General features: G+C 36.4%; 19 protein-coding genes and 1 pseudogene. 7 read left to right on the top strand and 13 right to left on the bottom strand.

From position 1 onward, the window contains the following. Positions 1-78 precede the first annotated feature (78 nt). From AACZ92_RS14515 to trmB, 3 genes are read right to left on the bottom strand one after another with little or no spacing between them, the layout of a single operon-like run. A complete protein-coding gene (locus AACZ92_RS14515; RefSeq protein ID WP_339702726.1) occupies positions 79-405 on the bottom strand; it encodes an MGMT family protein in 327 nt (108 codons plus the stop codon). 1 nt (position 406) lies between these two features. Next, the gene (locus AACZ92_RS14510) at positions 407-1,033 is read right to left on the bottom strand and encodes a lysine transporter LysE (protein WP_339702723.1); all 627 of its coding nucleotides are present in this window, start codon (positions 1,031-1,033) and stop codon (positions 407-409) included. 38 nt (positions 1,034-1,071) lie between these two features. Continuing rightward, positions 1,072-1,746, bottom strand: coding sequence for a tRNA (guanosine(46)-N7)-methyltransferase TrmB (trmB, locus tag AACZ92_RS14505; RefSeq protein ID WP_339702720.1), 675 nt, complete (start codon positions 1,744-1,746; stop codon positions 1,072-1,074). A gap of 84 nt (positions 1,747-1,830) precedes the next feature. Here trmB and AACZ92_RS14500 point away from each other — a divergent pair, with 84 nt between their 5' ends. Continuing rightward, positions 1,831-2,901, top strand: coding sequence for a glycosyltransferase (locus tag AACZ92_RS14500; protein ID WP_339702718.1), 1,071 nt, complete (start codon positions 1,831-1,833; stop codon positions 2,899-2,901). Here AACZ92_RS14500 and AACZ92_RS14495 read toward each other — a convergent pair. Together AACZ92_RS14495 and AACZ92_RS14490 are read right to left on the bottom strand one after the other, a co-directional pair. Further along, positions 2,875-3,918: an ATP-binding protein gene (locus AACZ92_RS14495; protein WP_339702716.1), complete on the bottom strand. Its 1,044-nt coding sequence runs from the start codon at positions 3,916-3,918 to the stop codon at positions 2,875-2,877. The genes AACZ92_RS14500 and AACZ92_RS14495 overlap by 27 nt on opposite strands. Then, positions 3,918-4,601, bottom strand: coding sequence for a response regulator transcription factor (locus AACZ92_RS14490; RefSeq protein ID WP_339702713.1), 684 nt, complete (start codon positions 4,599-4,601; stop codon positions 3,918-3,920). Before AACZ92_RS14490 ends, AACZ92_RS14495 begins: the two co-directional genes overlap by 1 nt. A 223-nt stretch (positions 4,602-4,824) precedes the next feature. Between AACZ92_RS14490 and AACZ92_RS14485 the strand changes: the two genes are divergently transcribed. Beyond that, positions 4,825-5,658, top strand: a complete 834-nt coding sequence (locus AACZ92_RS14485) for a T9SS type A sorting domain-containing protein (RefSeq protein ID WP_339702710.1) — start codon at positions 4,825-4,827, stop codon at positions 5,656-5,658. An 88-nt stretch (positions 5,659-5,746) separates the two neighbouring features. Beyond that, positions 5,747-6,721, top strand: coding sequence for an acyl transferase (locus AACZ92_RS14480; protein ID WP_339702707.1), 975 nt, complete (start codon positions 5,747-5,749; stop codon positions 6,719-6,721). 187 nt (positions 6,722-6,908) lie between these two features. Here the strand turns inward: AACZ92_RS14480 and tyrS are convergent, their stop codons facing one another. Next, positions 6,909-8,201 carry a tyrosine--tRNA ligase gene (tyrS, locus tag AACZ92_RS14475; RefSeq protein WP_339702704.1) on the bottom strand — a complete coding sequence of 431 codons (1,293 nt, stop codon included), beginning with the start codon at positions 8,199-8,201 and terminating at the stop codon, positions 6,909-6,911. 16 nt (positions 8,202-8,217) lie between these two features. Here tyrS and AACZ92_RS14470 point away from each other — a divergent pair, with 16 nt between their 5' ends. After that, positions 8,218-9,306 carry an NAD-dependent epimerase/dehydratase family protein gene (locus tag AACZ92_RS14470; protein ID WP_339702701.1) on the top strand — a complete coding sequence of 363 codons (1,089 nt, stop codon included), beginning with the start codon at positions 8,218-8,220 and terminating at the stop codon, positions 9,304-9,306. Here AACZ92_RS14470 and AACZ92_RS14465 read toward each other — a convergent pair. The 3 genes from AACZ92_RS14465 to AACZ92_RS14455 are packed head-to-tail and all read right to left on the bottom strand — an operon-like array spanning position 9,288 to position 11,815. Further along, positions 9,288-9,734, bottom strand: coding sequence for a DUF4296 domain-containing protein (locus tag AACZ92_RS14465; RefSeq protein ID WP_339702699.1), 447 nt, complete (start codon positions 9,732-9,734; stop codon positions 9,288-9,290). The two genes, AACZ92_RS14470 and AACZ92_RS14465, sit on opposite strands and share 19 nt — an antisense overlap. Continuing rightward, on the bottom strand, positions 9,734-11,074 hold the full coding sequence (locus tag AACZ92_RS14460) for a dihydroorotase (protein WP_339702696.1): 1,341 nt from the start codon (positions 11,072-11,074) through the stop codon (positions 9,734-9,736). The genes AACZ92_RS14465 and AACZ92_RS14460 overlap by 1 nt, the downstream gene beginning before the upstream one ends. Beyond that, on the bottom strand, positions 11,075-11,815 hold the full coding sequence (locus AACZ92_RS14455; protein WP_339702693.1) for a polyprenol monophosphomannose synthase: 741 nt from the start codon (positions 11,813-11,815) through the stop codon (positions 11,075-11,077). An 800-nt stretch (positions 11,816-12,615) separates the two neighbouring features. Between AACZ92_RS14455 and AACZ92_RS14450 the strand changes: the two genes are divergently transcribed. Next, positions 12,616-13,362, top strand: coding sequence for a uroporphyrinogen-III synthase (locus AACZ92_RS14450; RefSeq protein ID WP_339702690.1), 747 nt, complete (start codon positions 12,616-12,618; stop codon positions 13,360-13,362). Positions 13,363-13,448: 86 nt separating this feature from the next. On the opposite strand, the gene pckA is transcribed toward AACZ92_RS14450, so the two are convergent. Further along, the gene (gene pckA / locus AACZ92_RS14445) at positions 13,449-15,050 is read right to left on the bottom strand and encodes a phosphoenolpyruvate carboxykinase (ATP) (RefSeq protein ID WP_339702688.1); all 1,602 of its coding nucleotides are present in this window, start codon (positions 15,048-15,050) and stop codon (positions 13,449-13,451) included. Positions 15,051-15,127: 77 nt separating this feature from the next. Further along, positions 15,128-15,520: a DUF423 domain-containing protein gene (locus AACZ92_RS14440; RefSeq protein ID WP_339702685.1), complete on the bottom strand. Its 393-nt coding sequence runs from the start codon at positions 15,518-15,520 to the stop codon at positions 15,128-15,130. A 69-nt stretch (positions 15,521-15,589) separates the two neighbouring features. On the opposite strand from AACZ92_RS14440, the gene AACZ92_RS14435 reads away from it, so the two are divergent. Next, positions 15,590-16,963, top strand: coding sequence for a saccharopine dehydrogenase C-terminal domain-containing protein (locus AACZ92_RS14435; RefSeq protein WP_339702682.1), 1,374 nt, complete (start codon positions 15,590-15,592; stop codon positions 16,961-16,963). Between the two features lie 59 nt (positions 16,964-17,022). Here AACZ92_RS14435 and AACZ92_RS14430 read toward each other — a convergent pair whose 3' ends face one another. Both AACZ92_RS14430 and AACZ92_RS14425 read right to left on the bottom strand, forming a co-directional pair. Continuing rightward, positions 17,023-17,721, bottom strand: coding sequence for a zinc metallopeptidase (locus AACZ92_RS14430; protein WP_339702679.1), 699 nt, complete (start codon positions 17,719-17,721; stop codon positions 17,023-17,025). Between the two features lie 118 nt (positions 17,722-17,839). Then, positions 17,840-20,833, bottom strand: coding sequence for a class I tRNA ligase family protein (locus AACZ92_RS14425; RefSeq protein ID WP_339702676.1), 2,994 nt, complete (start codon positions 20,831-20,833; stop codon positions 17,840-17,842). 236 nt (positions 20,834-21,069) lie between these two features. Here AACZ92_RS14425 and AACZ92_RS14420 point away from each other — a divergent pair. After that, positions 21,070-21,222: pseudogene (locus AACZ92_RS14420) on the top strand (ABC transporter permease); the annotation flags it as partial.

The following is a 21,222-nucleotide window of genomic DNA, read 5'->3' as shown; positions in this document are numbered from 1 at the left end:
TTGGGAGTTGGGAGTTGGGAGTTGGGAGTTGGGAGTTGGGAGTTGGGAGTTGGGAGTTGGGATAATAGAAAAAAAAAATTAAAGTTCTTTCATAGGGTCCCAGAAAAGTTTTTCTAAATTCTGAATTTGATTGTCAACCACTTCTATACCTTCACTTTCTAATAGCTGTTGCATTAAGTTGGTGCCTCTAAAATGATGTTTTCCGGTAAGTAATCCTTTTTTATTTACTACGCGATGCGCGGGAACGTCTGGATCTTTGCCGCTTCCGTTCATCGCCCAACCTACCATTCGAGCACTTCCGGCAGCTCCTAAGTATTTTGCAATGGCACCATAGCTTGTCACTCTTCCGTAAGGAATTTGTTTTGCAACCTGATACACCTTTTCAAAAAAACCATCTGAAGCCATCTTAAATTTCTTGCATAATTTTAAGTAATGTGATAACTGAAATAACAGCTGTGATTATGCCAATGATGAAATTCATATTGACATTTAACTTTTTTTGATCATCTTTTTGCCTAAAAAACCACACATACATAGCCAAAACTGTAAAAGTGCCTAACCCCGATGCCACTACCGTACTCCAGAGATCTGGTTGAGAAAAACTAAACCAACCAAAACCTGCAAATGTGATACTTATGTATACCCAATAAGGTAGGGGCAGTAGATTTACTAATGCCAATAACATTCCTGAAAATAATCGGTTGGTTTTAGAGTGGTTTACATCATCAGGTAATTGCCTGCGCGTATCTTTTGCTATGAAGAAAAAATAAATGGTAATACAGATAAAAATACCCAATGCCACTTTTTGAAGCATGGAAACATACTCAGGGTGCTGATCTAAAAACCGAGCAAAAAACAAAGCGACCAAGGTTTGAAACATCACGGTAATACAAACGCCCGTAGAGAACAAAAATCCTTTTTTCCGACCTTCTTTCATACTTATTTTTGCCGCATATAAGTTTAGCAAACCAGGAGGAATTACTCCAACAAATGCTGCTAAAAAGCCAATGGCAAAATTTACAAGTACAGTCATAAAAACGCTGTTTCAAGTGTGAATATAAACAAATTTATCTATCTGAATGTAAACCTGATATAGGTTATCTTTTTGTTTTCCTCCAAATATTGTTGTTCGTAAAAGGTTTGGATGCCGGTTACTTCTTTTGGAGAATGGGAGTTTCCGTAGACATCGTGATGGGCGTATTCTATTTTTTCATCTAGACCGTGCAGCAGTCCCAAAGTATAACCATGCATAAATTCGCTATCGGTTTTTAAATGTACTAAACCATCGGGTTTTAATACTTTTCGGTATTTATTTAAAAAATCTTCATTGGTGAGGCGGTGTTTTGTACGCTTATATTTTATCTGTGGATCGGGAAAGGTAATCCAGATTTCATCGACTTCATTCTCTTCAAAAAGAAGATCGATTAACTCAATCTGGGTTCTAAGAAATCCAACATTGTCTAGTTTTTCTTCTAAGGCTGTCTTGGCACCACGCCAAAAACGAGCTCCTTTAATATCTATTCCTAAAAAATTATGATTTGGATAGTTTCGGGCTAAGTTAACCGAATATTCCCCTTTGCCACATCCTAATTCAAGCACCAAGGGTTTGTCATTTTTAAAAAAGTTTTGTTTCCAATTCCCTTTTAAATTCAAACTGTTTGAAAACACCTCTTCCCGTGTGGGTTGAATTACGTTTTTAAAAGTCTCGTTTTGTTTAAATCGTTTAAGTTTGTTTTTACTGCCCACTGTTACCTATTTCTTAGTATTATTGATAATTTGGTAAAATTAAGGAAATAGTAGTAAGAGACTACATTGTGTACCTTTGTTTTTGTGAACAGCAAAAAAACGATTTTGGTTGCCCCTTTACATTGGGGTTTAGGACACGCTACGCGCTGTATACCAATTATACGTGAATTACTTAAAAACAATTATAATGTTTTTTTAGCTTCAGATGGAGGAGCTTTATTATTACTTCGGAAGGAATTTCCCGAGTTACCCTACGTTTCTTTACCTTCTTACAATATAACCTACCCGAAAAAAGGTGCTTTTTTTAAGCTGAAACTTATGCTAAAAGCCCCCTATATTCAGAAAATAATTACTTCAGAAAAAAAAGTGATTGAAGAGTTAGTTTCCGAAGGGAAAATCCACGGAATAATAAGTGATAACCGTTGGGGTGTACGCAGCAAAAACATTCCTTCGGTTATTATAACACATCAATTAAACGTGTTATCGGGAAGCACCTCGTATGTGAGTAGTAAAATGCATCAAAAATTAATTAAAAAATTTGATGCCTGTTGGGTTCCAGATTTGGAAGATTCTATTAACTTAAGCGGGAAATTAGGTCATTTTAAAGACGCGCTTTCCGTTCCTTTTCCAGTTATTTATATTGGATTGTTAAGCCGAATGAAAAAAAAGAAACTCCCAATTGTGTATGATGTTTTGTGCTTACTTTCTGGACCTGAGCCACAACGCACTGTACTGGAAGAACAACTTCTTTCTGTTTTTAAAAATTCAGAAAAGAAGATTTTATTGGTACAAGGCATTGTTGAAGACGTAAAAAAAGAAAAACAAATAGGAAATATTAAGGTAATAAACTTTTTAAAAAGCGATGACTTAGAGCAGGCTATTAACGAAAGCACCTATATAGTTTCCCGCTCAGGCTACACAACTATTATGGATCTTGCCGCCATGGAAAAGAAAGCTTTTTTTATACCTACACCCGGACAATTTGAGCAAGTTTATTTGGCGAAACGGCTAAAACAAGCTGGATTTGTACCAAGTTGCAAGCAACATAAATTTAAAATAGAGAAATTGGACAAAATTTCGTTTTATAAGGGCTTGAAAGACTTTAATAGCCAACCAGATTTTAAAAACCTATTTCGCTTTTTCGAGAGTGAATGAGAACTCTGAGCCTACTTCAAGTTGGCTTTCCAAATAAATTTTTTCGTCGTGAGCTTCGAGAATATGCTTTACAATTGAAAGCCCTAAACCACTACCGCCTTCTTTACGCGAACCGCTTCTATCAACTCTAAAAAACCGTTCGAATAGACGTGGTATTTTGTCTTTCGGGATACCTTCTCCATTGTCGGTTACTCTTACAATTACTTTATTTCTAATTAGGTCTTCAATGCTTACTTCGGTAGTGCCATCTGTTTTACCGTATTTAATAGAGTTTACAATTAAATTGGTCAAAACCTGCTGTATACGCTCGCGATCTGCTTCAACAAAAATGCTTTCTTTATAATCAATATCGAACGTTAATGTAATATTTCTCTTAGCTGCTTTCATTTCAAACAAATCGAAAACACCTTGTATTAGTTCGATTATATTAAAACGCTCTTTGTTTAAGTTTAAGTCACCAACTTCAAGCTTGGTGATCATATCAAGATCTTTTACAATATATATAAGTCGCTCTACGCCTTTATTGGCTCGCTGTAGGTATTTTTTACGGATGGCCTTGTCTTCCATAGCACCATCAAGCAAGGTTAAAATATAGCCTTGAACAGTAAACAAGGGGGTTTTTAATTCGTGTGAAACGTTTCCCATAAACTCTTTCCTGTAGTTTTCACGACCTTTAAGAGTTTCAATCTCTATTTTTTTAGTTTCAGCAAAGCGCTCCACTTCTCTGGTTAGCGTTGCCATATCGGTGGTAATTTGTCTTTTATCAAAGGTAGAAGCGTCCAGCAGCCGGACATCGTCATATATTTTTTTTACTCTACGATAAATGAATTTTTCAACCCTATACTGTATAAAAAAGAATGAAAAAGAAAAGCACACAATGGCAAACAACAATACAAACCAATACATCTCCATTTTAGTAACATAAAAAAAAACACCCACGACGAGTGTTAGAAAGAATGTTAGAAAGCTTGATGTATAGGCAGCAAACTTATATGTTCTTTTAAATTCTTTTGCCATTAAACTACAAATTTATAGCCTACTCCTTTTACGGTTTTAAATTTTTCGTCTCCAATTTTTTCACGAAGTTTACGAATATGAACATCGATAGTTCTTCCGCCTACTACTACTTCGTTACCCCAAACGCGATCTAAAATAACTTCCCGTTTAAATACTTTTCCAGGTTTTGAGGCTAATAAAGCGAGTAATTCAAACTCTTTTCTAGGTAAGACAATTTCTTCTTTCCCTAAAATGATTTTATACTCCTCTCTATTAATTACTAAGTTACCTAATTTTATTTTATTATTCTCTTCATTGGCTTCTTTATACCTTCTTAGCAGTGCTTTTACCTTGCTAACCAGTACTTTAGGCTTTATGGGTTTTGTAATATAATCATCAGCACCAGCATCAAAACCTGCTACTTGTGAGTAATCCTCACCCCGTGCTGTTAAAAATGTAATGATGGTTTCGGCCAATTCAGGAATGTTTCGCATTTTTTCACAAGCTTCCATTCCATCCATTTCGGGCATCATTACATCGAGAATGACTAAGTGCGGTATTTCTTTTTTCGCCTTTTTTACAGCCTGTTTACCGTTTTCAGCAGTAATAACTGTATACCCTTCCGAAGTTAAATTATAACCAACTATTTCCAAAATATCTGGTTCATCATCTACTAATAGAATTTTTATGTCTTTTTTCTTCATAGATAGTTATTATTGATTCTTTAAAAGTTTAAAGATACCATATATTACTTTTTTGTATCGTTTATTGTTTTAAATGTTAACCATATTGTAACATGAACACCCTAAAATTAAGCTCTTTTCTCACCTATATTACCCTAATGTTAAGCATTTTATAAACTAAATAGAAAAATATACAACTAATACACATTTATGTATATTTACTAAATAATCAAACAATTTATACATGATGAAAAAAATTACTTTATTGGCCGCACTTTTTGCAAGTGTTGCTTCTTTTGCCCAGATTTCTATTAATGAGGTTGACTCAGATCAAACTTCAACGGACACAGAAGAGTTTATAGAGCTTTTGTCTGATACCCCAAACTTTTCACTTGACGGATATGTCGTTGTCCTTTTTAACGGGAACACAACAGACAACGTAAGCTACACAACAGTTGATTTAGCTGGTTTTGAAACAGATTCAGATGGCTATTTTGTTATAGGTAGTGATGCTGTATCTGGCGCAGATGTTACATTAGGTGCTGATAATACCATACAAAACGGTGCAGATGCAGTGGCTATTTATCAAGATGATGCCGCTAACTTTCCAAATGAAACGCCAGCTACAACCACCAATTTAATTGATGTTATTGTATATGGAACAAGCGATGACGACGACACAGACTTATTGGCCGCTTTAGGAGAGACTGTACAGTATGATGAAAACGCTAACGGAAACAAGGATACAGAGTCTTTACAGTTAAATACTGATGGAACTTACTGTGTTGCTGAACCTACCCTACGAGCTGAAAATGATTGTGAGCCATTAAGCGTAGGTAATAATTTTGACAGCCAGTTTTCAATTTACCCAAACCCAGCTTCTAATGGTTTCGTAAACATTGTATCGAAAGTAAACGGTGCAAAACAAATTGCTGTTTTTGATGTATTAGGAAAACAAGTAATTAATACTACTTTAACTGGTGAGCGTTTAAATATTGCTTCACTTACAAGTGGGGTTTACATTGTAAAAATAAACCAAGGAAACGCTTCTGTTACTAAGAAATTAGTAGTGAAGTAATTTTTCTAAAATTATAATACTATTAAAGCTCTTGCTTAGGCAGGAGCTTTTTTTATTTCCTTATTTTTGAAGCGTCTATTCTGCAACTATGCTTCAAGAAAAAATTTTCAACATACAAACACCCGAAGACTTCAAAAACATTACGTTAGAAGTGTTTAACTTTCAATACAAAAACGTAAAAGTGTACAGGCAGTTTTGCGATATGTTAAAAATTAATCCCAAACAAGTAACTGAAGTTTCTGAAATACCTTTTCTCCCAATTCAGTTTTTTAAAAGCCACCTAATTATTACTGAAGGATATAATAAAGAAACCATTTTTACCAGTAGCGGAACCACCGGAAGTATAACGAGTAAACATTACGTTGCTAGTACCAAGTTATACGAAGAAAGTTTCAACAAGGCATTTCAAAATCAATACGGTAACCCTACCGATTATACCATCTTGGCTTTATTACCTTCTTACCTAGAACGCGAAGGTTCTTCTTTAATATATATGGTCGATTCGTTGATAAAGCAAAGTGAAAATATAAATAGTGGCTTTTATTTACATGAGATGGACGCCCTAATTGAGAAACTTGCATTTTTAGAAGCTGAAGGGAAAAAGACCTTACTATTAGGTGTTTCGTATGCGTTATTAGATTTAATTGAAACACAGTCATTTCAGTTAAAAAACACCATCGTTATGGAAACCGGTGGAATGAAAGGCCGAAGAAAAGAAATGATAAAAGAAGAATTGCACGCAGTACTTCAACAAGGTTTTGGTGTTTCTGAAATACACAGCGAATATGGAATGACCGAACTACTCTCACAAGCCTATTCAACTGGTAAAGGGATTTTTACGTATCCGCCTTGGATGAAAATCTTAACCCGAGACACGGAAGATCCATTTACATATGTCGATGGAAAAAACGGAGGAATTAATGTAATCGATTTAGCAAATTTATACTCCTGTAGTTTCATCGCCACCCAAGACTTGGGCAAACTACATAAAAATAACACTTTTGAAATATTAGGACGATTTGATGATAGCGATATACGAGGCTGCAACTTAATGATGCTGTAACCCTCTGTTATAAAGTTAATTAAATGCTAAATTTATACAATTAGCTGTAAGATACGTAAAGATATACGACTACTGTAGTGCAAAGATGTCTTGAGCCTTCGGGCTCAGTTCATAATTGGTTGGTTAGTTAATTTGGAAAGCCCCGCTCCTTCTCAGGAAACGGGGCTTTCTTATGTAATAAAATAGCTTATACAGCTTTAATGATGAAGTAATTTTTCTTACCGCGTTGCAGCAGTATAAATTGATCATTTATTAAGTTTTTTGAAGTAATTCTATAATCTTCTTTTACTTTTTCTCTGTTAACAGCTATAGAATTTTCCTTTAAAGCTCTTCGGGCTTCCCCATTCGATTTTAAGAAATTAGTTTCTGAAGCCAGCGCAGCGATAATATCAATTCCGTTTTCTAGTTCTGCTTTATTTATTTCAGCTTGTGGTACGCCTTCAAACACATCTAAAAAAGTCTGCTCATCTAGGGCTTTTAAATCTTCTGAAGTTGATTTACCAAATAAAATTTCCGAAGCTTTTACTGCTTTTTCATATTCTTCTTCACTGTGCACCGTTACGGTCACCTCTTTTGCCAAACGTTTTTGTAACAACCTGGCGTGTGGTGCTTCGCTATGCTCGGCGATCAAAGCTTCAATAGTTTCTTTATCTAAAAAAGTAAATATTTTAATATACTTTTCGGCATCTTCATCACTAGTGTTTAACCAGTATTGGTAAAACTTGTATGGGGAAGTACGTTTTGCATCTAGCCAAACATTTCCGCCTTCACTTTTTCCAAATTTACTACCGTCACTTTTAGTAATTAATGGACAGGTTAATGCGTACCCTTTCCCGCCACCAATACGACGAATCATTTCGGTTCCAGTTGTAATATTTCCCCATTGATCGCTACCGCCCATTTGCAGGGTACAGTCGTGGTTTTTATACAAATGGTAGAAATCATAGCCTTGCACCATTTGGTATGTAAACTCAGTAAAAGACATGCCATCGGCTGCTTCTCCAGTTAAACGTTTTTTAACGGAATCTTTCGCCATCATATAATTAACCGTTATGTGTTTTCCAACATCGCGAATAAAGTCTAAGAATGAAAACTCTTTCATCCAGTCGTAATTGTTTACTATAACTGCCTCATTATCTGCCCCCGATTTAAAATCTAAAAACTGAGATAACTGTTCTTTTACACAATTTTGATTGTGCTGAAGGGTTTCTTCATCTAACAGATTACGTTCATTCGATTTCCCCGAGGGGTCACCAATCATCCCTGTCGCACCACCTACCAAGGCATATGGTTTATGTCCGCAGCGTTGATAAAAAGACAACAGCATGATAGGAACTAAATTCCCAATGTGTAATGAATCTGCCGTAGGATCGAATCCTATATAAGCAGATCGCATTTTTTCCATAAGGTGTTCTTCGGTATCTGGCATTACATCGTGTACCATACCTCGCCATTGCAATTCTTCAACGAAATTTTTCACTTTTAAAATATTTTATTTGTATTATTTCAGCAAAGATATACCCAATGGCGTTAACAGAAAAGAATACTATAAAAAAGACTATTTTTACAGCATGATTTTAGTCACCGGAGGCACAGGATTAGTAGGATCGCATTTGTTATACTTTCTTCTGAAGGAAAACAAACAAGTTCGCGCCATTCATAGAAAATCTAGCGATTTACAAACTGTGAAAAAGATTTTTGGTTATTATGTGAATGAAACTGAAGCTGAAATACTTTTCAATAAAATTGAATGGCAAGAAGCCAATATCACCGAAATACCAGCTTTAACCGATGCTTTTAAGGATATTACCTATGTATATCACGCTGCCGCCTACATTAGTTTTGATCCTAAGAACTATAAAAAACTAAAGAAAGCCAATATAGAAGGTACAGCGAATATTGTGAACCTCTGTTTGGCTAATTCGGTGAAAAAATTGTGTTATGTGAGTTCGGTTGCAACTTTGGGTACTGCTTTAAACGGAGCTCCTATTACCGAAGAAACCCACTGGAATCCTGAAGAAAAAAACAACATCTATTCCATTACAAAATACGGAGCCGAGATGGAAGTTTGGCGCGGTACGCAAGAAGGATTGGATGCGGTCATTGTTAAACCGGGCGTTATTCTTGGTGAAGGCTATTTTAATTCTGGCAGTGGCGTAATTATTAAAATGGCTTCAAAAGGAATCCCTTTTTATACCGATGGTGGGATGGGAGTTGTTGATGTACAAGACGTAGTGAAAGCTATGATTCAAGGGATGCAAGCTTCAGTAAAAAACACATCCTATATATTGGTAGGCGACAATGTATTATATAAAAAATTACTTACCGTAATAGCTACTAAGTTAAATCTAAAATCTCCTAAAAAAAGAGTTCCTAAATGGATTTTGATGGTATTCAGTAAATTTGATTGGTTTATTTCTAAACTTTTTGGAACGAAACGAACCATGCTAAAAGATACGGTTAATTCATTGTATACGGTCTCTAATTATAGTAGTTCAAAAATTGAAACGGAATTAAATTTTCAGTTTACACCTATTTCTGAAACCTTAGACCGCGTAGTAAATCGTTATTCAATGGAATCTTGAGAAGATGCCTGTAAAGCTGGCACTAAGCCTGATTCCTCCGAAACAGAATCTTTCACCTTTTCTTCTTCACTCTTGTTAGCTTCTTCTAGTTTTTGAATACTATCTACATTTTTTTTCATAGTCTTTAAGCGTTCATCAATAGTTTGAAACATTGATTCATAGTCCTCAAGGTTTGCCGCATAGTAATTATTACTGTTACTAACTTGGGTACTATCTACATTATATTTCGCATAAATAACCGAATCTAGTTTTAAGCCGTAGGATCTTATTTTTCGATTGTTTACACTTCGTGCAGCATTACTAATGTACGATTCCATCATAATTTCAACCATCTTTTCCTCAGAGATTAAATTATCTGGTTTCTTGGGCTTTTCAACACTTTGACAACCAAATGTCACAAAAATTAGTATGAAATATAGGTACTTCATTAGCGATTAAAAGTTATGCGCTCGCCACGGCTTCTATTAGGGAATTTTAAATTTTCGTAAGCCAATGTTCCATTTACAATGGTGTGGGTTACACGAGATTTAAATACGGCACCTTCAAAAGGCGACCAGCCACACTTGTATAGAATATTTTCTTTATTTACCGTCCAAGGTGATTGTAAATCCATCAACACCAAATCTGCTTTATAACCCCTACGAATGTAACCACGATTTTTAATTTGAAATAATATCGCTGGGTTATGCGCTGTTTTTTCAACAATTTTTTCCAACGAAATAAGTCCTTTATGGTACATTTCCATTAACGCAACCATAGCGTGTTGCACTAAAGGTCCGCCAGAGGGAGCTTTTGTATATACATTATTTTTTTCGTCCCAAGTATGTGGAGCGTGGTCGGTAGCAATTACATCAATACGATCATCTTTTAATGCTTTCAATAATCCTTCCCGGTCATTTTTGGTTTTCACGGCTGGATTCCATTTTATTTTAGTGCCTTTGGTTTTATAATCCTCATCACTAAACCAAAGGTGATGAATACATACTTCCGCAGTAATTTTCTTTTCTGAAAGGGGTTTTTTATTACTAAATAACTTCGTTTCTTTTGCTGTTGAAAGATGAAACACGTGTAATCTAGCTCCTGTTTTCTTAGCCAATTCAATTGCTTTTGAAGAAGACAAATAACACGCTTCTTCACTTCGTATAACTGGGTGCTTTTCTAAAGGGATGTCGTCACCATATTCTTTAATGTGCTCTTCCAAGTTTTTCTTGATTGTAGCTTCGTCCTCACAATGGGTAGAAATCAATAGCTTAGTTTTACTGAAGATGTTTTCAATTGTTTCAGGATTGTCCACTAACATATTTCCTGTAGAAGAACCTAAAAACAATTTTAATCCTGCGACTTTGGTAGGGTCAACTTTTAAAATTTCATCAAGGTTATCATTCGTACCACCAAACATAAAGCTATAATTGGCCCAAGAAGTCTCTTTAGCAAGGGTAAATTTATCTTCTAAAAGCTCAATGGTCGTAGCCTGTGGAATGGTGTTAGGCATTTCAATAAAAGTAGTAATTCCCCCAGCAACTGCAGCTTTAGATTCGCTCTCAATATCGGCTTTATGGGTTAAACCTGGCTCCCTAAAATGAACCTGATCGTCTATCATTCCCGGCAACAAATATTGACCATCTGCATCAATAATCTTCGTATCGGAAGATTTCGCACTGATACTACTGGAAATTTCTGCAATTACATCATTCTCTACAAGCACATCCCCTTGGAAAATGCTTCCTTCGTTTACAATATTCGCGTTTTTTATTAAAATGCTACTCATTTAAATTTCATTAAAATCGGTGTTGCCAAAAAGGCTTTTAAATTTCATTTTCACTACTCCAAAAATTGCTTCGGAAATAATCCCTCTATCCATTTTTGATTCGCCCCGGGTTCTATCTGTAAAAATTACGGGAACTTCTTCTATTTTAAATTTTGCTAGATACGCTTTAAATTTCATTTCTATTTGAAACGCATACCCTACAAATTGTATTTTATCCAAGTTTATTTTTTCTAGCACTCTACGCCGATAACACACAAACCCTGCCGTAGTATCGTAAATTTTCATACCAGTTACCAATCGAACGTATTTTGAAGCCGACCAAGATAGCAATACGCGATCCATAGGCCAGTTTACCACATTAACACCTTGTACATACCTGGAACCTATAGACAGATCTGCGCCGTTTTTTCTACAGGCATTATACAGACGTATTAAATCGTTTGGATTGTGGGAAAAATCTGCATCCATTTCAAAAACATATTCGTAATCCCGCTTTAACGCCCATTTAAATCCTGCTATATATGCCGTCCCCAACCCTGCTTTTTCTTTGCGTTTAAGCAAGAAAAGTTGTTCGGGATATTCGCTAAACAGGGATTCAACAGCTTCTCCAGTACCATCAGGAGAGTTGTCATCAACCACTAATATATGAAAGTCCATCCGCAACGAAAAAACATTGCGTAACAGCCGCTCTATGTTTTCAATTTCATTGTATGTTGGTATCACCACAAGGGCTTTGGACATAGCCTGCTTTTTGTGGCAAATGTACCCTTTTTTAAGCAAATAAACGTGAAGGAAATTCTAATTGAATTGCTTTTTGTCATATCTATTTTAATGTACCTTTAACTCCAAAAAGCAACAGTTGCAGTATATTGAAAGACATATTGACTCTATAGATTGGGTTATAATCACTTTAGTTATATGCTTAGTAGTTATAACCCTTGCAAAACATTTTTACCCAAGACAATTTCAGCAATTTATAACGCTACCCATAAGTGACAAATACTTTTTGGTTCAAGGGAAGTCAGAAGCTATCGTTCACCCCTTTAATATTTTGTTGTTTATAGGTCAGGTTCTTTCGGTCTCTTTGTTTATTTACTTGTTTTTCGAAGTTTTTAAGCCACAAACTACAAATACTAACGAATATCTATTTATTCAAATTTGCACCTGTTATACGGTATTCGTTTTTGTGAAATTTTGCGTTGAAAAAATTATTGGGACTGCTTTTTCATTGGATACCGCAATAAACTCTTATTTGTTTCAAAAATTAAGTTATCGAAACCTGATTTCACTTTTAATTTTCATATTAAACCTTTTTTTATATTTTATTATCGAACCCACGATTATAATTCTATTTGTTTTTCTAGCGATAATTGCAGTGTTTAACGGTATTGCACTGTTTTACAGCTACAAGACTAACAGAAATTTAATAATTAGTAATTTCTTCTATTTTATTTTGTATCTTTGCGCACTTGAAATCTCACCCTATTTTATCTTGTATAAAACGTTGGTTTAGATAGAAAAGAATTAAAAAAACTGATTTTATGAAAGTGAAAACTATTTTGGTTTCGCAACCTGAACCTAAGGTTGAAAACTCCCCCTATTTTGATCTTATTGATAGACAAAAAGTAAAAATAGATTTCAGACCTTTTATTCACGTTGAAGGGGTTCCTAGCAAAGAAGTTAGGGGTCAAAAAGTTGATTTGTCTCAGTACACGGCAATTATCTTAACGAGCAGGAATGCGGTTGATCATTTTTTCAGAATTGCTGAAGAAATGAGATTTAAAGTGCCAGATTCGTTAAAGTATTTCTGCCAAAGTGAGGCTGTTGCTTACTATTTGCAAAAATACGTAGTTTACAGAAAAAGGAAAATATACGTTGGTAAACGTACCTTTCAAGAACTGATGCCACTCGTTAAAAAATACAAGAGCGAAAGCTTTTTACTACCCTCTTCAGATAAATTAAAACCTATCGTTCCTGAATTATTAGATGAATTAGGAGTGAAGTGGAAGCAAGCTACTTTCTACAAAACGGTAGTAAGCGACTTATCTGACCTTCGTCACGTATCGTACGATATTTTAGTATTTTTTAGCCCAAGTGGAATTGTATCACTTTTGGAAAACTTTCCCGATTTTGAACAAAAAAACACAAGAATTGCTGTTTTTGGAAACACAACTGTAAAAGCTGTTACCGATAATGGCTTGCGAGTAGACATACAAGCTCCCACAACTGAAACTCCTTCTATGACGATGGCTCTTGAAAAGTATATTAAAGAGGTGAATAAAAAATAAGAAAGAGATTATTTACTTAAACCTTCTAACAAAAAAACGCGCTGTTTAATTACAGCGCGTTTTTTTTGCTTTTACTTAAATGAAGTTTATCCTTTTATAGGAGCTCCAGAAAGAATTTCATCATTTGCATAAGACTCGAATTTCTCGAAATTTCTTTTAAATGATTTTGCTAATGTTTCCGCTTTGGCGTCATATGCATCTTTATCTGCCCATGTTTCTTTTGGGTTTAGTACATCGTCCGGCACATTAGGACATTCTTTTGGCATATTCAACCCAAAAATTGGATGGTTTTCGTACGCCACATCTTCCAATTTATTGTTAAGAGCTGCTGTAATCATAGCCCTTGTATATTTAAGTTTCATACGTCTGCCGGTGCCATAAGGACCGCCTGTCCAACCTGTGTTCACCAACCAAACGTTCACGCCAGCCTCCTTCATTTTAGCACTTAACATTTCAGCATATTTTGTTGGGTGCAATGGCATAAACGGAGCACCAAAACAAGCTGAAAAGCTTGGTAACGGCTCATCAATACCAGCTTCGGTTCCAGCTACTTTAGCCGTGTACCCACTAATAAAATGATATGCGGCTTGACCCGGTGTTAATTTTGAAATAGGAGGTAATACTCCAAAAGCATCTGCCGTAAGGAAAAAAATATTTTTAGGGTTTTGCCCAATAGAAGGTTGCTGAATATTATCTATATGATAAATTGGATAACTTACCCTTGTGTTTTGTGTAATAGAGGTATCCTTAAAGTCAACATTGCCTTCACTATCCATTACTACATTCTCTAGAATGGCTCCAGGTTTAATTGCTTTATAGATATCTGGCTCTTTAGTAGCTGAAAGATCAATCACTTTTGCATAACAACCACCCTCAAAGTTAAACACAGAATTCTCTGAAGTCCAACCGTGCTCATCATCACCTATCAATTTTCTTTCAGGGTCTGCAGAAAGTGTTGTTTTTCCAGTTCCTGAAAGCCCAAAGAAAATTGCTGTTTCACCATCTTCACCAACATTGGCAGAGCAATGCATAGGCAACGTATTTTTAAATACTGGCAAAATAAAGTTAAGGGCAGAGAAAATACCTTTTTTTATCTCCCCTGTGTATCTAGTCCCTCCAATTAAGGCAATTTTTTTGCTGAAATTTAAAATAGCAAAATTATGTTGACGAGTCCCATCCGTTTCGGGGTCTGCCATAAATCCTGGGGCATTTATAATGAGCCATTCGGGATCAAAGCTATCAAGTTCTTCTTCTGTAGGACGTAAAAACATGTTATGCGCAAACATATTAGACCAAGAATACTCTGTAATTACACGAATATTCAAACGGTAGTCATCATGTGCACAAGCATAACTATCTCTTACATACACTTCTTTTTCAGAAAGATAATTTGTTACTTTTTCATATAAAGTATCAAATTTTGAAGCATCGAAAGGGATATTTATATCTCCCCACCATACTTTATCTTCGGTAACCTCATCTTTAACAATAAAACGATCTTTAGGCGAACGCCCAGTAAACTCACCGGTATTTACCGCAAGTGCACCGCTAGACGCTTCTTTACCTTGACCATTTTTTATTGCTTCGTTGTGAAGTTCTTCTGAAGAGAGTTGATAATTAATTGTTGCGTTTTTAATCCCATAATTATCCAATGAGATTTTTCGTTTAGTTTGGTTTTTATCGACCATCACTTATTTTAATTGTTGTGGGTTACAAAAATATGAAATCTGAAATAGATAACGGAAATTTAACTGTGGAATTGTAATTACTTTAACGAAAAAAATCCATAGGCCAATCGCAACCAGCCTATTATAAAAAATAACCCTCCAAGTGGAGTAATGGGGCCTAAAAAAGAAACCGCAAAAGGCAAAACCGCTTTTAACACCAATAAATAGATGGAACCCGAGAAGAAAACAATTCCGAATAGAAAAAAACGAAAGACCCATTTTCGGGTATTTTCTGAAATTGGTTTTGCAAAACCAACAACCAAAAGCGCCAAACAATGATACATTTGATAGCGCACGCCTGTTTCAAAAGTAGCAATCGCTTCGCTATCAACTAATTGTTTTAATCCGTGAGCGCCAAACGCCCCAATAGCAATGGTAATTGCTGCTAAAACGGAAGCCGTAATCACTATATTTTTATTGTAATCCCGCATTTGTCCAAGTAGATTTTAGTAAATTCGTCCAACTGAAAAAGAAATTCAAAAATACGAAAAAACCTTCCGATGCGAAACATTTTAATAATTGGCGCTGGCCGATCTGCAACGAGTTTAATACAATATCTACTTAATAAATCTGAAACTGAAAAATTAGCGCTTACCATTGGCGACCTTTCTTTAGAAAATGCTCAAAAATTAGCGGGTGATCACCCTAATGCAACTGCTATTAAGTTGGATATTTTCAATGAAGAAGAACGAAGAAAAACTGTAAAAGCAGCCGATTTGGTAATCTCTATGCTACCAGCACGTTTTCACATTGAAGTAGCAAAAGATTGCCTAGAGTTTGGCAAGCATATGGTAACTGCCTCCTATGTAAGTGATGAAATGCAAGCTTTAAATAGTGACGTAGAAAAAAAGGGACTAGTTTTTATGAACGAAATTGGGCTCGATCCCGGTATTGATCACATGAGTGCGATGCAAGTGATTGATCGCATTCGAGATAACGGTGGAAAAATGTTGTTGTTTGAATCTTTCACCGGTGGTTTAGTAGCTCCTGAAAGTGACGACAATCTTTGGCATTATAAATTTACTTGGAACCCAAGAAACGTAGTGGTTGCCGGACAAGGTGGCGCTGCTGAATTTATACAAGAAGGCACCTATAAATACATTCCATATCACCGTTTGTTCAGAAGAACGGAATTTTTAAATATTGAAGGCCACGGTCGTTTTGAAGGACTCGCTAACCGAAATTCCCTTAAATATAGAGGAGTTTACGGCCTGGAAGATGTACTTACACTATATAGAGGAACCATCCGTCGCGTCGGTTTCAGTAAAGCGTGGAATATGTTTGTACAATTAGGAATGACCGATGATGGATACACCATTCCGAACTCTGAAAATCTATCGTATCGTGATTTTGTAAACCTGTTTTTGCCCTATTCCCCAACCGATTCTGTAGAATTAAAGATGCGTCACAGTCTTAAAATAGACCAAGACGATTTAATGTGGGGGAAACTAGAAGAACTCGATATTTTCAACCCTGACAAAAAGATTGGGATTAAAGATGCTACACCTGCAAAAGCGCTTCAGAAAATATTAGAAGATAAATGGACGCTTCAACCTGAAGATAAGGATATGATTGTTATGTACCATAAATTTGGATACGAGCTGAATGGCGAAAAGAAACAAATAGACAGCCACATGGTATTAACAGGCGAAGACCAAACGTATACCGCAATGGCAAAAACGGTTGGACTTCCAGTAGCGATGGCAGCCATTAAAATTCTGAATAAAGAAATTACAACCCCAGGCGTACAACGCCCAATTAAGAAAGAGGTGTACGAACCTATTCTGGAAGAAATGGAAAAGCACGGAATTACCTTTAAAGAAAACTTTACAAAATATCTAGGATACAATCCTGATAACGTTCAAGGTTATTAAGCGAAAAAGCCCGATTCAAATGAATCGGGCTTTTTTTATTGTTTGAGTTTTTTCAGAAATTAATCTCTTCCGCCTAAAAACATACTTATAAAGTATAATAGTGTTGCCAATGATCCTAATGCAGCTACCACATACGTTCTAGCAGCCCATTTTAAGGCGTCTTCTGCACCATCGTGTTCTTGTTGCGTAAGCATATTTTCATTTTCTAACCACGCTAAAGCACGTTTACTCGCATCAAATTCTACGGGTAAAGTGATAAAAGCAAAAACAGTAGTTGCTGCGAATAAAATAATCCCGACTAAGAAAAGGGTATTTCCTAAGCCCGTCATAGACGTAGCAAACGATAATACCAATCCTGCCATAATCACAAAATTAGAGAGTTTACTAGCTACACTTACCGCTGGTACAATAGCCGATCTAAATTTTAACCAACTGTACGCCCTTGCATGCTGAATAGCGTGACCACATTCGTGTGCCGCCACTGCCGCTGCCGCTGCATTACGTTGCATATAGACAGACTCACTTAAATTTACCGTCTTTTTTCCTGGGTGATAGTGGTCTGTTAACTGTCCTGGGGTTGAAATTACCTCAACATCGCTAATACCATTATCTGCTAGCATTTTTTCGGCAATTTCCTTACCGCTCATTCCGTTTTGCAGGTGTACTTTAGAGTATTTTTTAAACTTACTTTTCAGCTTGTTGCTTACATACATACTCACCAAAAAGATGATCCCTGCTAATATATAATATCCTATCATTTCTATTGTTTTACATTTCGGCTCCGCTCAGTGTAAATAACGTAGCGAAAGCTTCTATGATTTTTTAATTGTTAAACCTAAATTCTAAACTAAATATAGCAAATACTATGCAAATGTGTTACCCAACTATATTTACAATTTTACCCGGTACTACAATTACCTTTTTAGGCGTACGACCATCGAGGTAATGCGTTGTTTTCTCGTGTGCCATTACGGCAGATTCAATTTCGTCCTTACTCATATCTAACGGCAACTCTAGCGTAAAACGCATTTTTCCGTTAAAAGAAATTGGATACTCTTTACTGCTTTCTACCAAGTGTTTTTCTTCAAACTTTGGAAATGGCGCCGTAGCAATACTTTCCTTATGTCCTAACAAGCTCCACAGTTCTTCTGAAATATGCGGCGCATATGGTGAAATCAATACCGCCAGTGGCTCCAACACGTCTCGACTGGTACATTTTTGAGCCGTCAATTCATTTACCGCAATCATAAAGGTAGAAACCGACGTATTAAAACTGAAGTTTTCAATATCTTCTTCTACTTTTTTAATGGTTTTATGCAAGCTTTTTAAGCTGTCTTTGGAAGCTGAATCATCCGTAACTTTAAAACTACCTTCCGCCCCGGTGTGGTATAATTTCCAAAGCTTTTTTAGGAAATTATGTACACCGCTAATTCCTGCAGTATTCCAAGGTTTGGCTTGCTCTAACGGCCCCAAGAACATCTCGTACATACGTAAGGTATCGGCGCCGTAGTCTTCACAAATAACATCGGGATTGACCACGTTGTATTTGGACTTAGACATTTTTTCGACTTCGCGAGAGACTTTAAAGGTTCCGTCTTCTTCGGTAATAAACTCAGCGTCTTTAAATTCTGGTCGCCAATTTTTAAATGCTTCTATGTCTAATTCGTTTGATGTGTTTACGAATGAAACGTCTGAATGAATAGATGAAAAATTTAAGGAATATAAGTTTCGTTTTTCTCCAATATCTATAATTGAAGAGTCTAGAAAAGAGAAATCTTCCTTTTTATTAAAAGTAACTATAACTAGTTTTTTTACATCTTTTGTTTCAATTATTGCTTTACGCCTATCTCTCAAAAACTGTTCATTAGAGGTCGCAGAATTAAAAATATCCTTTTCTAACTCACTATCTGTAAATGTTATAGAATCTAACCTATAAACAAAAGCACTCTCCCCCAAAATCATACCTTGGTTGATCAGCTTTTTAAAGGGTTCTTCAACGGGTAACACCCCACGATCGTGTAAAAATTTCACCCAAAAACGGCTGTATAACAAGTGTCCGGTCGCATGTTCGCTTCCGCCGACATATAAATCGACGTTTTGCCAATAGTCCATTGCCTCTTGGCTGGCTAAAGCATCGTCATTGTTCGGGTCCATATACCGGAACATATAACAACTACTTCCTGCCCAACCCGGCATAGTGTTTAATTCCAATGGAAAAACGGTTTCATCATCCACGTTGACATTAGCAACCACTTCATTTTTTTGTGTGTCCCACGCCCAAACATCGGCGCGTCCTAATGGCGGCTCGCCGTCTTCGGTAGGTAGGTAAGCGGAAACTTCAGGTAAAGTTAGTGGCAAATATTTTTCGTCAATTAATTGCGGCAATCCATTTTTGTAATACACTGGAAAAGGTTCACCCCAATAGCGCTGACGACTAAAAACCGCATCGCGTAATCGGTAATTAATTTTTCCTTTCCCAGCGTCTTTTTGTTCCAACGCTTCAATTACTTTATTGGTGGCGGCTTTGTATTGTAATCCGTTTAAGAAATCACTGTTGGTTATAACCGTTTTGTCTTTATCTGAAAAAGCATCTTCGGAAATATCAATCCCTTCAAAAATATTCGGGATTGGGATATCAAAATGACGTGCAAAATCGTAATCACGTTGATCGCCACAAGGAACACTCATCACGGCACCCGTTCCGTAGCCCGCCAATACGTAATCGCCAATCCAAATAGGAATAGATTCTCCACTAAAAGGATGCTCGGCATACGCTCCAGTAAACACTCCAGAAATGGTTTTTACATCGGCCATTCGTTCGCGTTCGCTGCGTTTTGCAGTCGCTTCAATGTAGGCTTCTACGGCAGCTTTTTGAGCATCGGTGGTTATTTTTGACACCAGATCGTGTTCTGGCGCGAGTGTCATAAAGCTAACTCCAAAAATAGTATCTGGACGCGTGGTGAAGACTTCAATGGTTTCGTCGTGATCTTTTACATCAAACGTCACACTCGCTCCTTCACTTCTACCAATCCAGTTGGTTTGCGAATCTTTAAGCGGCTGTGGCCAATCGATACCGTTCAGCCCATCTAATAAACGCTGTGCATACGCGGTAATGCGCATACTCCATTGCTTCATTTTTTTCCGAACTACAGGATAGCCGCCACGTTCGGAAACGCCGTTTACTATTTCATCGTTCGCTAATACCGTTCCTAATTGCGGACACCAATTTACTTCGGTTTCGGCTAAATAGGTTAATCGGTATTGTAATACTATTTCTTGTTGTTTTTCAGAAGAAAATTTATTCCATGCTTCCGCAGAAAAAGGTTCTACATCACTATCGCAGGCTGCATTAACTTTTGTGTTTCCTCCAGAAGTGAAGATTTCTTCTAATGCTGAAATCGGCTTCGCTTTGTCCGCTTCATAATCATACCAACTTTCAAAAAGCTGCATGAAAATCCACTGCGTCCATTTGTAATATTCCGGATCTGAAGTCCGAACCTGACGGCTCCAATCGAACGAAAAGCCAATTTTATCCAATTGCTCACGGTAACGAGCTATGTTTTCTCTAGTTGTCTTTTTAGGATGTTGCCCAGTCTGAATAGCGTACTGCTCTGCCGGTAACCCAAAACTATCATACCCTTGCGGATGCAATACATTAAACCCTTTATGGCGTTTGTAACGCGCATAAATATCACTGGCTATATACCCAAGTGGATGCCCAACGTGCAGTCCGGCACCAGAAGGATAGGGAAACATATCCAGTACGTAATATTTAGGTTTTTCGCTATTATTTTTAGCTTGGAAGGTTTGGTTTTTGGCCCAATATGCCTGCCATTTGTCTTCAATTTTATTAAAGTCGTATTTGCTCATCGCTACCGTTTGAAAATAGGTGGCAAATTTACGGCTATTGTACGAAAGACAAAAGTTTAAACGTTGGATAAAAAGACAGGTGCTCGAAGACGGGTGGCTGAAGAAAAAAGTAAACAAAATTTGTTGTCTATATTCTATATTCTCTTTTCTAGCAGCAAAGCGGTCTATACCTATAATTATATTATTGCGTTTACTTAAATCATTGTACTTTTACAAAACAAAATAGAACACTATCTATGGCATCATCTTTTGAAAAATATCAAAAACGCAGGTTGATTTCTTCTTACTTTTCGGTAGTAATTAGTATTTCGCTTGTCTTATTTTTATTGGGATTGTTAGGGTTGTTGGTGCTAAACACCAAGAAAGTTGCCGATCATTTTAAAGAGCAA

The sequence above is a fragment of the uncultured Marixanthomonas sp. genome (genome assembly GCF_963974425.1).
In the GTDB taxonomy this organism is placed as follows: domain Bacteria; phylum Bacteroidota; class Bacteroidia; order Flavobacteriales; family Flavobacteriaceae; genus Marixanthomonas.
Note: the sequence above shows the minus strand (reverse complement) of the source record. Positions and strands in the feature narration are given on the sequence as shown.